Origin of the sequence: Marinitoga aeolica, from assembly GCF_029910535.1 — a bacterium.
GTDB classification, from domain to species: Bacteria; Thermotogota; Thermotogae; order Petrotogales; family Petrotogaceae; genus Marinitoga; species Marinitoga aeolica.
In genome coordinates this window covers 805,202-817,880 of the sequence record NZ_CP069362.1, presented here as the reverse complement: position 1 = coordinate 817,880, position 12,679 = coordinate 805,202, and the positions used below count along the sequence as shown (strand labels likewise).

General features: G+C 23.7%; 12 protein-coding genes and 1 riboswitch. All 12 genes read left to right on the top strand.

Annotated features, from left to right (window positions below; translation table 11 throughout):
* The first annotated feature begins 53 nt into the window (after positions 1–53).
* The gene (locus JRV97_RS03845; RefSeq protein WP_281000344.1) at positions 54–1,109 is read left to right on the top strand and encodes a hypothetical protein; all 1,056 of its coding nucleotides are present in this window, start codon (positions 54–56) and stop codon (positions 1,107–1,109) included.
* 46 nt (positions 1,110–1,155) lie between these two features.
* A complete protein-coding gene (locus tag JRV97_RS03840) occupies positions 1,156–2,802 on the top strand; it encodes a C45 family autoproteolytic acyltransferase/hydolase (RefSeq protein WP_281000342.1) in 1,647 nt (548 codons plus the stop codon).
* 98 nt (positions 2,803–2,900) lie between these two features.
* Positions 2,901–3,803 (top strand): hypothetical protein, encoded by a 903-nt coding sequence (locus JRV97_RS03835; RefSeq protein ID WP_281000340.1) that lies wholly within the window; start codon positions 2,901–2,903, stop codon positions 3,801–3,803.
* A gap of 216 nt (positions 3,804–4,019) precedes the next feature.
* A complete protein-coding gene (locus JRV97_RS03830) occupies positions 4,020–4,646 on the top strand; it encodes a hypothetical protein (RefSeq protein WP_281000338.1) in 627 nt (208 codons plus the stop codon).
* 135 nt (positions 4,647–4,781) lie between these two features.
* Positions 4,782–5,885, top strand: coding sequence for a hypothetical protein (locus JRV97_RS03825; protein ID WP_281000336.1), 1,104 nt, complete (start codon positions 4,782–4,784; stop codon positions 5,883–5,885).
* 34 nt (positions 5,886–5,919) lie between these two features.
* Positions 5,920–6,924: a class II glutamine amidotransferase domain-containing protein gene (locus JRV97_RS03820; protein ID WP_281000334.1), complete on the top strand. Its 1,005-nt coding sequence runs from the start codon at positions 5,920–5,922 to the stop codon at positions 6,922–6,924.
* Positions 6,925–7,301: 377 nt separating this feature from the next.
* A complete protein-coding gene (locus tag JRV97_RS03815) occupies positions 7,302–7,796 on the top strand; it encodes a hypothetical protein (RefSeq protein WP_281000332.1) in 495 nt (164 codons plus the stop codon).
* Between the two features lie 548 nt (positions 7,797–8,344).
* Positions 8,345–9,250 carry a hypothetical protein gene (locus JRV97_RS03810; protein WP_281000330.1) on the top strand — a complete coding sequence of 302 codons (906 nt, stop codon included), beginning with the start codon at positions 8,345–8,347 and terminating at the stop codon, positions 9,248–9,250.
* 5 nt (positions 9,251–9,255) lie between these two features.
* The gene (locus tag JRV97_RS03805; protein ID WP_281000328.1) at positions 9,256–10,398 is read left to right on the top strand and encodes a hypothetical protein; all 1,143 of its coding nucleotides are present in this window, start codon (positions 9,256–9,258) and stop codon (positions 10,396–10,398) included.
* Positions 10,399–10,477: 79 nt separating this feature from the next.
* A riboswitch (TPP riboswitch) is annotated at positions 10,478–10,587 on the top strand.
* Between the two features lie 57 nt (positions 10,588–10,644).
* On the top strand, positions 10,645–10,842 hold the full coding sequence (gene thiS / locus JRV97_RS03800; RefSeq protein ID WP_281000326.1) for a sulfur carrier protein ThiS: 198 nt from the start codon (positions 10,645–10,647) through the stop codon (positions 10,840–10,842).
* Positions 10,835–11,602, top strand: coding sequence for a thiazole synthase (locus JRV97_RS03795; RefSeq protein WP_281000324.1), 768 nt, complete (start codon positions 10,835–10,837; stop codon positions 11,600–11,602). The genes thiS and JRV97_RS03795 overlap by 8 nt, the downstream gene beginning before the upstream one ends.
* 1 nt (position 11,603) lies before the next feature.
* The gene (locus tag JRV97_RS03790) at positions 11,604–12,671 is read left to right on the top strand and encodes a radical SAM protein (protein WP_281000322.1); all 1,068 of its coding nucleotides are present in this window, start codon (positions 11,604–11,606) and stop codon (positions 12,669–12,671) included.
* The last annotated feature ends 8 nt before the right edge of the window (positions 12,672–12,679 follow it).

Below are 12,679 nucleotides of genomic sequence, written 5' to 3'. Positions count from 1 at the left end.
TGTAAAAAAATTAAAGAAATTCATAAAACCTATGATAATAGGGGGGATGGAAAATGAAAAAAGGATTATTTGTTGTAATTATTCTTTTAGTTATATTTTTTATAACTGTTTTTTCTATTTTTTCTAGTACAGGTGATGATGTAATATCATATGAAAAAGTTGAATATAATAGTCTTACTTATCCTGGGGATGATATTAATATTGTTTATATGAATAAAGGTAATTTTACAGTAGATGATGATGGAAATTTATACTATCTTTCTCCTATCTATAATATCACAAAAAATAAACATCAAATATTTATTTCAAAATTTAACGTGTTATCAAAGAAAATAAAATATGAATTTTTAGATGGAAAAATATTTGAAAAAAAAGATAATATTGGGATTATAAAAGGAGCATTAACCATAGATAATGGGATTTTATATTATAAAGGTGCTAAAGGTATTTTGAGTATTAAAGATAATAATGTAACATTCACTTCTTTTTCAGAAAAATTAAACTGGGATTATGCTGATGGTGATTTTGTTCATGTAGATGATGGTTTCTGGATTATAAGTGAAATCATCTATAGAGTTGGAAGCAAGTATTATTTGTATAAATATAAGAATGAAGATAATAAATTAATTATTGATAAAACAATCGAAACGAATGAAGTTATATTAAACATAACAAAATATAAAGACGATGTATATGTTTTCTGTCATGATGCAGAAAGTGGCGAATATAATTTATATAGAATAAAAAATAATGCACTTGAAAATATATATACTATTTACGGTAATAAATTTAAAAGTTCAGGTTATTATGCTTCCAATGCAAATCCAGACAAAAAATATTATTGGTATAATATAGATTTTATATCAATTGTAGATAATAAAGCTTTTTTAAAAGGAAAATTAGAAAGTTCTGATAAAAATAACCTAATTGAAATAGATTTAAATACAGGTAAAGAAAATTATTATGATTTATATCCAAACTATCAACTTGACTATGCAGCAGATACTCAATATATTATGAAAAAGATCAATGGAAAATATTATTTGTTCATAAAGTCCAGAAATGATGATCCAAATAATTTAAAGATTTTTTCTATAACTAAAAGATAAAAATTTCTGATTTTATAATATAAAAGGTTATTTGGAGGATAAAAAAATGAAGAAACTTTTTTGTTTATTATTAATAGTTCTGCTAATTCCGGCATTATATATATTTTACTTATTTTTACCCTTGCATTATAGTATAGATAATATTAATAATAAAAATTTCAAAATTGAAAAAATTGGAAATATTAAAGTGCTATATCTTTCAGGGACACATTCTGAGATTGGTTATCAACATGGATTAGCTTTAAAAGAAGAAATCAATAAAATGAAAAATCTTTTAGATCAAGAACTTAAAGATAAAAAATTTCTCGAAAAAATTATTATTAGATATACTATGAAAAATTATTTTAGAAGTATTCCGTCAGAATATAAAAAGGAAATGTCTGCTATAGCAAAGGCCAGTGGGACTTCACTTGATACCATCTTCTTATTAAATATTTATGATGAATTATTCAATTTGTATGGATGCACTAATCTGTCTGTTTGGGGTAAGAAAAGTATTGATGGTAATATAATCCATGGAAGAAATTTGGATTATTTTCTTTCTAATAAACTATGGAATCTAAATATCCTATTTGTATATAATGTAGCCAATGGAAATGACTTTATTTCATTAACATGGCCAGGAATTATTGGAGTATTAACAGGAATGAATAATAAAGGGATTTCTCTGGGATCCATGACATCTGTTTCAGATAATCAAAGTTCAAATGGTGTTCCAACAGGAATATTATATAGAATAATTATGGAAAAAGCAGAAAATATTTCCACTGTAGAAAAGATATTGAATACAACTAAAAGAACAATCGGAAATAACCTTATGGTTTCAAGCAAAAATGATAAGAAATCTGTTGTATTTGAATTTGATTCAAAAAATCTTGAAAAAATAGAACATAATGAAAGGATTGTTTCAACAAATCATTACACTGTATTAAAAAACAAAGAGGAAGATTATTCTGGTTCAATATCAAGAAAAATAATTGCAGAAAAATATATAGATTGGAAACAAAATATTTCTTTGAATGATATAGTGGAAATTATGAGAAGTTTAGATATAGGCGATATTGGTAATCAATCAATATGTAGATCAGATACTGTTCATAGTGCGATTTTTTTACCAATGACTGAAGAAATATATATTGCTGCAAATGATGGAATATACGCATCGCTAGGAAGATATTTTCATTTTCTATTTAAAAATGAAAAATTAAAATATATTGATTATATAGATTATTCATATAACTATTTTAATCTTTTAAATAATTTCTTTTATAATGAATATCAAAAAGGAAATTTGAATAATAAAGAAATTATGCATTATATAGAATCATTTACAAAAAACAAAGAATTTGATTATATAGATATAATTAATATTATTCAGTTTTATAAAAGTATAGATTTAAAAGATGTAGCATATAATTATATTTTAATATTAAAAAAACGATTTAATATACAGAAACAAATTGTAGAAAAAATGGATAAAAATACTTCACCAGAAAAAGTCCTTTCTATCCTTAACCATTATGATGCCAGTTTATTTTTTTTAGTGGAAGGATATAAAATCATTGGAGATGTGGAAAACTTAAAAAAATACTGTGAAATAGGCATAAGTGATGGTATTGATGGCGAATCAAATGAATGGTATGAAACTAAATTCAAAGAATATTATAAAGAATATTTTTCTAAAGATATATAATGAAAGTATTTTGGTAATTATTATGAATATAAAAGAATATAATCTTATTTGATGTTTGAAAAATAATGAAAAATCTAAAGAAGGGGATGGTGGTAAATATGAAAAAGATAGTTTTAGTGGTATTTATTATGATTGTATCTTTTATCTTAACTTTTGCAGATTATAACGTTTTAATTCCTTCTGCTAATAAATTTATTAAAACCATGGAAGTAGAAAATTATAAAATTAAGTTTTTATACTTAAGAGAAATGGAGAAATATATTAACACTGATAAAATATCGTTTGGTAAAAATGGTAATATCGTATTGTTTGATGGAATTGGAAGAAATAATTTATATATATCCAATTTAGAAAATTTAGTTAAATGGAATGTTATTACATTAGATAATTTCCCAATACCTTCATACGATTCCACTTTTCATTTTGTAACAAATAATAATTCTGCAGTATTTTTTTATAATAATTATAATAATAAAAACTTGGAAATTTATCAATACTCATTATCAGATAAAAAATGGGAGTTAATAAAATCTTATTCAGATTCAGTATATTTTGATAGTGACCCATCAAAAATAAACAATAATTTTTTATCTTTTGTTATACAAAATAGTGAAGATAAATTAGAACTTCATCTTTTAAATATAACAAATAGCGATGACACTCTGGTAAAAAAGAATTTTATTGGTTCGCCCAAATTAGATGTAAATACAAAAGGAGACCTAATTCTTATAAACAATATAAAAATTGAATACTATAATAATGAATCTAAAACAATAAAAGAAATAGATTTAAAAGATGCTTATCCAGAAATAATAATGAATCAACCATATTTTGTAACCTTTATAAATGACAATGATGTTGCTATATATAGCAATAATAAATTAATAATATTAGATACTAAAAACTGGAAAATAAAAGATGTTATATATGAAATACCTGATAATATAGTTGGTTTAACAGGTTTAGATGATGGTAGTATTTTAATAAATATTTATGAATGAGTATGCAAAAAATTTATAAATTACAAAAATGTTTCTAATGTATTTTAATAGCAGTATATGATTATTTAAATTATATAAATGGTGGTAATTATTATGTATATATGAAAAATTATACACAAATAAAGTTATTTTTCATATTTAAATAGCGGAAAATACAACATATGGTATGAAACTCCACAATTTGATAAATATATATATGTTAGGAGGTCTAATATATTGTTTAATTATTGGCATTATTGGAAGAATATAGATTTTAGATTTAAATTAATAATATTTGTAATTTTAATAATAATTTTGTATTTCCCATTAAAATTAGTATATAACTTATACTTTAATCCTTTATATGTAATTGAAAAATATTATAATACGATGGAAGTAGCAACAAGACAATATGAAACTTATCTTAAATATACTATTGATTATGAAAAAGAAAGATTAAATGAACTTTTAAATGAAATGATTGAAGAAAGAGGAAAAATAGTATTAAATCCAGAAAAAGCTAAAAGTTTAATGAAAAAATATTATATTGATTTAGAAAAAGAGGAAGTAATGAATTATATTAAAATTGCACTTTCTTCAGATTCGGATCATTACTATAAAAACATAAAAATAACCCAATATGGATATGAAGTATATATAGTAAATCCAGAAATAGCCCGAATTACTCTGGATTCTAATGATAAAATTATAGAAAGAACAATTGTTACAGACGGATTGAAAAAAATAAAATATCCAGAAAATGCTGAAATAACCTTTTATATAGTAAGAATATGGAAAGGATTAAAAATCGATTGGATAAAATCAGTTTATAATTATAAACATCAGGATATTGATCAAAAATAGTGAGCTATTTGTTAAAAAACAAAAAATGATAGAAGGGGAATGAAAAAGATAGTAGCATATGCTATTGTATCAAGACTGATTTGGCTTTTTAACAAACTCTAAAGTGTTTGTTAAAAAAATATTAAGGGGGTAAAGATGAAAGTTATAAGTAATTTATCAGCAAAAAGAATAATTATTCTCTCTTTTTTATTGATTATCTATATCTCTATAGTTTTTTCAAGTGAATTAAAACAAATTAATTTTGATCATATTTTTACAATATCCTTCAATAAAGAATATAAATATAAAAACAACTATATAGTTTTATCCTCACCAAAAAATTCATTGGGAAATGATTTTGATTTTCAATGGACAATAAATGAGAAAGGTAACATTTATATATTTAAGAATTTGAATAAATTTAACAATACAGAAATAACTGCATATAAAATTGATATATTAGAAAATACAGTAAAAATGATAAAATTAAACACTTTGATTCCAGCTCCATTTCCTCCATGGATAGATATTTTAGATGTCTATGCAAAAAATGATAAGATATATTTTTTGACATTTGGGGGTATCATAGTATTTAATCAAAATTTTAGATTTATCGATTTTTATATATTTGAAGATGTTGCTAATTCAATTACTGAAAAAACAAAAAATGAATATGAAAATGGTGTGTATTTTATTCCATATAATCACGGGAATCAGATAATTATTGATAATAATGAAAATATAATTATTAGAGATATATGTGGTGTTAAAATATATTCTTATTCAGGAAGAAATGAAAAAATTTTTGGTGGAAAAATATACTCATTATCAAATAAATATAGTCTAAATGCAAAGGATAATGAATGTCCGTTGTTGTTGGAAAAGGATAATGGTGAGATATTTATTGCTCTTTTCAAAGAACCAAATTTAAAAGAAGATTATATTTTTAATAAAATAGAGATTTTTAATTTGAATGATGAAAAGTCATTTGAATTAAAAATGAAAAATAGAAAATTTTATCCTACAGCAGCTCTATTAAAAAATTATCTTTATGTACTTACAATGGCGTCAAATGGTTCAAATTCATATTTACAAAGTTTAAAAATAAAAATGAACGATGATAAAACATTATTTAAAATAAATGAAGAGAAAAATAATACATATTACCGTTTTAACGATATTAAAGTAAAAAAAGTATTTAATAATAAATATATTTTTATAAGATCATATGATAAGTTGGAAGTTTTTAAAGAATTTTAGCAAAGCGGGAAATTATAAGCGGGAGGATGCGAATATGAAAAAGTATATTACAGGTATTTTAATAGCATTTTTAACTATTACATTATATAGCCAGGGATTATTTTTATTTAAAACTATCAACATTAATGATCTTGACATAAGTAAATATGCAAATAAAAAATATTTATTTGATAAAAAGCTGGTGTTGATAAATAGTATAGTTGATGAATCTGGGAATATTTATGCTATAGTTGAAGATCAAGATCCATCGCTAAATTATAAAAAAACATATTATTTAAAAACAAATATATTTTCTAAAAAATTAGAAACCTTTTCAGAAATTGAAGAGAAAATAGATATCAATGATCTTGAAATGATAGTTGAAAAAGAAAATCTATATTTAAAAACTCCAGATGGAATATATATGTATGACAAAAATGGAAAACTAATAGAAAAGATGATGTATGAATCTAATAAAAAAAATACAGCAAATGGTAAATTTATAAAAATCAATAAAAATGAATTTATAAGTATGGATTTTCCTGTTTATAATAGACCAGAGTATTATATATACAGATTAAATTATAATGGAGAAAAATTAGAGAACAACATATTAGTAAAAAGTCATGAAATAATACGTAATTTATTTAAGGATAAAGATGAAATATATGTTTTCACGCATAATATCGAAAATGACATTTACAATATATATCTTTTAAAAGATAGAGAACTTAAAAAATTATACTCATTACCGGGATATAAATTTAAAACAAGCGGGAAATTTAAACCAAATGATAGCGATCATGAAGTTTTATTTCATAGTATAAAATCAATAGGAATAATTGATAAAAAAATATATTTTATAGTTCAATTAAAAAACTCAAAAAATGAAAATTTATTGTTATTTGATATAAGAAATAAAAAAGAAGAATATATAAAATATAAATATAATGAAGAAAATTATCCAGAAAGATTGGTAAAAATTAATAATGAGGAATATCTTATTTATAATGGGAAACCATATGAGAATTATGATTTTAAAATATATAAACTAAAATAGATTGTTGATACAGAATTTTCATCCACTTAAGATATATAAAAATTCACCTCCTGTAACTGAGAGTGAGGTGGAAGCCTCTGACCCTTACAACTTGATCTGGTTAATACCATCGAAAGGTGCGGAGATAAAAATAAAAATAATCTCCCGCTTCGTGCGGGAGATTTTTTGTTATTTATATATAATAATATTTTAACTCAATTAATATATCATATGATATATTAATTGGGTAAATTTATCAAATTTTAGAAATATAAAATTAACAGCAAATTTACTGCGCTTTTGTTTACTTTTTTTTTTTTTTTGATAAAATAATAGATGAATAAATTAATATTTTTGCTGGCGCCAGTTATTTAAAAAAATATATTGGAGGGATGGTAATGAAAAAGTGGTATATTTTTATTGTGTTAATAGTGTTATTTGTAACAAGCTTAAATGCAGCAAATATCTTAAAGACAGTTACTGAATATCATTATTCTTATTTAAATAGTTCAAAATTAGGTGAAACAGCATGGGAATATGTAACTGGTGAGGAAAATAGAAGTTCGATATCTGAAAATTTTAATTATTCAATTAAGTTAACGAATTCCTGGAGTTGGTCGCTAAGTATAGATATTTTGGGTAAATTAGGATTAGGTTCAAAAAGGGAGGATTCAACAGAAATTACAAGAACATATAATGTATCAATTCCCCCATATTATGGTTGGTACTTATATAAAAAAACTGCTCATACTAGATACTATTATAAATACTGGGTAGAAGAGAAAGAAATTTATGATGATGGCACTATGAAAACTGTTGATAGGAGTATTGATCAATTATTTTATAAAACGGTAACTAGTGAAACCACAAAAACAGAATTAAAAGGTCTGTAAACAAATATTCCCCATAACATTATTTGTTATGGGGAATTAAAATAGTCTCTGGAATAAATCTAGGAGAAAATAAAAAACAATGAAAATTACAAATATGTAAGATTAAAAGAATTCAGAATAATACAGATAGAAAAAAGAGTAAAAACAAGTATTGTACAAGGGCGCAAAAATAGAAATATTTAGTTAATAATTATTACTTAATTATTATTGATTATTACTATTATCCTTTAAAAACACCATTTTTTAGAAGTTTGAGATAATTCAATAAGATTATAAGGTGTATTTTAAGCATATAATAAATACTTCTAACTAATTTTCTAGTAGTAAAAATAACAGTATCTTTGTGAGATTTACCTTGATCTTTTTTCTTTTTGTAATAAGAAGTGGATCATATATACCAAAGTTAGTCAGACTATTCAAAGCACCTTTTATACATGATGGGATAGAATTACTTTAGTTATATAATAATGCAGATTTAGAATTCTTTTTTTAAAAATTAATATCAGATTTATTAATTATACGAAAACATTATACAGAGGGGTGAAAATATGAAAAAGATAGCTTTAGTGATATTTATTTTAAGTGTATCTTTTATTTTAATTTTTGGAGATTATAATGTCTTAATTCCAGGTGCTAAAAATTTTATTAAAACAGTAGAGATTGAAAATTACAAAATTAAATATTTATACTTAAAAGAAATGGAGAAATATATTAACACTGATAAAATATCGTTTGGTAAAAAGGGTAATATAGTATTGTTTAAGGAAATGGGAAAAAATAATTTATATATTTCCAATTTAGAGAATTTAGTTAAATGGAATGTTATTACATTAGATAATTTCCCAATACCTTCATATGATTCCACTTTTCATTTTGTAACAAATGATAATTCCGTAGTATTTTTTTATAATAATAATAAAAACTTGGAAATTTATCAATACTCATTATCAGATAAAAAATGGGAGTTAATAAAAACTTATTCAGATTCAGTGTATTTTGATATGAATCCATCAAAAATAAACAATAATTTTTTATCTTTTGTTATACAAAATAGTGAAGATAAATTAGAACTTCATCTTTTAAATATAACAAATAATGAAGATATTATGGTAAAAAAGAATTTTATTGGCGATATCAAATTGGATGTAAATACAAAAGGAGACGTAATTCTTATAAACAATATAAAAATTGAATACTATAATAATGAAACTAAAACAATAAAAGAAATAGAATTAATGGATGCTTATCCAGAAATAATAATGGATGAACCATATTTTGTAACCTTTATAAATGACAATGATGTTGCTATATATAGCAGTAATAAATTAATAATACTTAATACTAAAAACTGGAAAATAAAAGATGTTATATATGAAATACCTGATAATATAGTTGGTTTAACAGGTTTAGATGATGGTAGTATTTTAATAAATATTTATGGTTATAAAGGATAATAAAAATGTTGAAAAAATTGTCATTTTTAATAATAATTTTTATATCTATTTTTGTGTTTGGGAATGAAAAAGAATATTCTTTTGAAAAACTTATTTTATCCGGGACAAATAGCTCATATGAAATAAAAGTTATAGACAGCAAATTGCATAATTTAAATACAATTAATTTATTGAAAGATATTATTCAACCTAACTTATCTTTAACTCTTAATAATAATTTTATTAATTTATCAACATCTATTTCCATTTCTTCGATTATTATGGCAAATTCAAAAGTATTTAGATATAATCTTGAAAAAGAATATAATTCTTTGAGTAAAAAACAAAAAAAGAATGAGGTTATATACCGTATTTTAAATTTGTATTCCATGATTTATAACGAGAAAGAATTACTTGAACTATATTTAAAAATTAATGATATTCTAAAAAAGAAAGAAAATTCTGAGGAATATATTCAAATAATAAATGAATTAGAAAATAGAATATATTTAAAAAAAATTACAATAGAAGAAATGGAATTAGATTTAAAAAATATTATAGGAATGGATACTTCTATAAAATATTTAAATTTATGTGAAAGTCCAAGTTTTTTAGAGATTTTAAAAAGGATAAAAATAAATATAAGTGATGGACCTCTTAATTTTGAAATATCTAAATTAGGAAATAAATTAAATGATAAAAATTCATACATTAATAATTTTTCAAATATTGCAGATTTTTATTTAGACACAAACTTTGAAACCTATGATTATGGTGTTCGTTTGAATTTATTTAAATTTTCAGGAGTAAATTTATCTTTAAACTACTCACTCAAAAGTAATTATTTTAATCTTTCGATTTATGTCAATTTTGGAAATATAGGGAAAATAAATAATTTAAATTCTCCAGAATTTAATGAAAAGAAAGAAGAATTCTATTATAGAGGAAACATAGATATTATGTATAAAAATTATCTGTTTTATCAAAAAAAGTATAATGATATAAAAAAAATATTAGTAAACTTTAATTTTAAAACGTCAACAGTGGAAAATTTGATAAAATATCTACAAATATATGAAAATTTTATACAAACTAGAGGAATATATGTTCAAAACACATTGAAATTAGCAAAGGAAATTGGAATTTTAGATGAAATCTATCAAAAATAAATTAAAGATTAAAAAACACAAATAACTCTCTTGAAATAAAAGTAAAATAATGATATAATCAGAATGAAAAGTGAATAAAAAAGAGCCGCAGGGGAGCTACTAATCCGTAGCTGAGAGTGAGGTGGAAGCCTCTGACCCTTACAACTTGATCTGGTTAATACCAGCGAAAGGAGCGGAGCAGAGATAAAAATAAAAATCAATCTCCTGCTTCGTGCAGGAGATTTTTTTATAGTAGGAGGTGATTTCTTGAGAGTATATATAAACGGTAAAGCAAAAGAGTGTAAAAGTAATACTTTAAAGGAATTACTTGAAGAATTTTCTTTCAACGATAAACCTATTGTTGTAGTAAAAAACGGAGAAATTATCCCCATAAAAAATTATTCTGAACAATATTTATCTAAAAACGATAAAATTGAGATTATTACTGTAGTGGGAGGTGGTTAATATCAATTTTTACGGTGAAGAAATCAATAATCTATTTTTTATGGGTACTGGAAAATTTCGAGATTATAATATTATGAAAAAAGCTATAGAAGAAGCAAATATTGAAGTTGTTACCGTTGCAATGAGAAGAGCATCATATAGTAATATGAATGAAAGTATCCTGGATTATATTAATGTAAAAAAAATAATGGTAAACACATCTGGAGCAAGAAATGCAGAAGAAGCATTATTAATTGCAAAAGCTGGAAAAGAATTAATGAATACAGATTGGGTAAAAATAGAAATCATAAACGATTCAAAGTATCTAATGCCGGATAATCAGGAAACTGTAAAAGCATGTAAATTATTAACTGAAAATGGTTTTAAAGTATTTCCTTATATGTATCCTGATTTATATGATGCACGAAAAATGATAGAAAATGGTGCAGAGGTATTAATGCCACTGGGATCACCTATAGGCACAAATAAGGGATTCGCAACAAAGGAGCTTGTGAAGATTCTTTTAAACGAATTTGATGTGAAGGTAATAATAGATGCAGGAATAGGGAAACCATCACATGTAGCAGAGGCTATGGAAACAGGATGTCATGCTGTTCTTGCAAACACAGCAGTTTCGATAGCAGATGATCCTGTCAAGATGGTAAAGGCTTTTTCTCTTGCTGCTGAAGCTGGGAGACTTGCATATCTATCAGGAATGCCCGAAGAAAAAGAGGTGGCAGAAGCATCTTCGCCATTGTTCGATTATATAGGAAGAGATTGACATGTTTTCTGAGAATGTTGAAAAAATTATCAAATATATAGAAAAAGAAAGAAAAAAAGAACACCATATCAACTTAAAAAAAGATTTTTTTGCTGTAAATGAAATATTCGGTTTGCTTGAAAACACAAATCTTCGAACAATGGCGAAGAAAGTAATGAAAAATAACAGAAAGTTCTTTGGTGATGTTATATTTTTATACGCCCCATTATACATATCAAATTATTGCATAAATGGATGTACATACTGCGGATTCAAGGCAACAAACAAGATCCAGAGAAAAAAATTAACCTACGAAAAAATAGAAAAAGAGTCTTTATATTTAAAAAACGCAGGCATAGACCATGTCCTCATATTAACAGGTGAAGACCCTGTAACTACAGATTTAGATTATCTATATAATACAATAAAATTATTGAAAAGATTTTTCAAAGAAGTTTCTATAGAAACCTATTCTTTAAAAGAAGACGAATATAAAAAGCTAATATCAGCAGGATTAATAGGTGTTACAATGTATCAGGAGACATATTGTATAAAGAAATATAAAGAAGTTCATCTTTTTGGTCCAAAAAGCGATTATAAAAAACGATTAGATACAATCGAATATGCAATAAAATCTGGAGTTAGGGAAATAAATATTGGAGCATTGCTTGGATTATATGAACCAGAATTTGAAATAATAATGCTTGCGTATCATATGGATTATCTGTTAAAAAATTATCCTGAGATAGAATATGCAATATCCTTTCCAAGAATAAAATCTGCATACAATGTAAAAAACAATTTTTATATTATTCCTGATAAACAGCTTATACATTACATTATTGCTTTAAAATTAATTTTTCCAAGAGTTCATATAAATATTTCAACGCGTGAAAATGCGGATTTTAGAAATGCACTCATAGGAATTGCAACAAAGATGTCAGCAGGTTCAACAACAAATGTTGGTGGCTATACTATATATAAAAAATCAATAAAGCAATTTGAAACAGAAGATAAACGAAACTTTCAGGAGTTTATTAACTATATAAAAAGTAGAGGATATAATCCTACAACAGTAAACTGGTTTTAAGGAGGAAA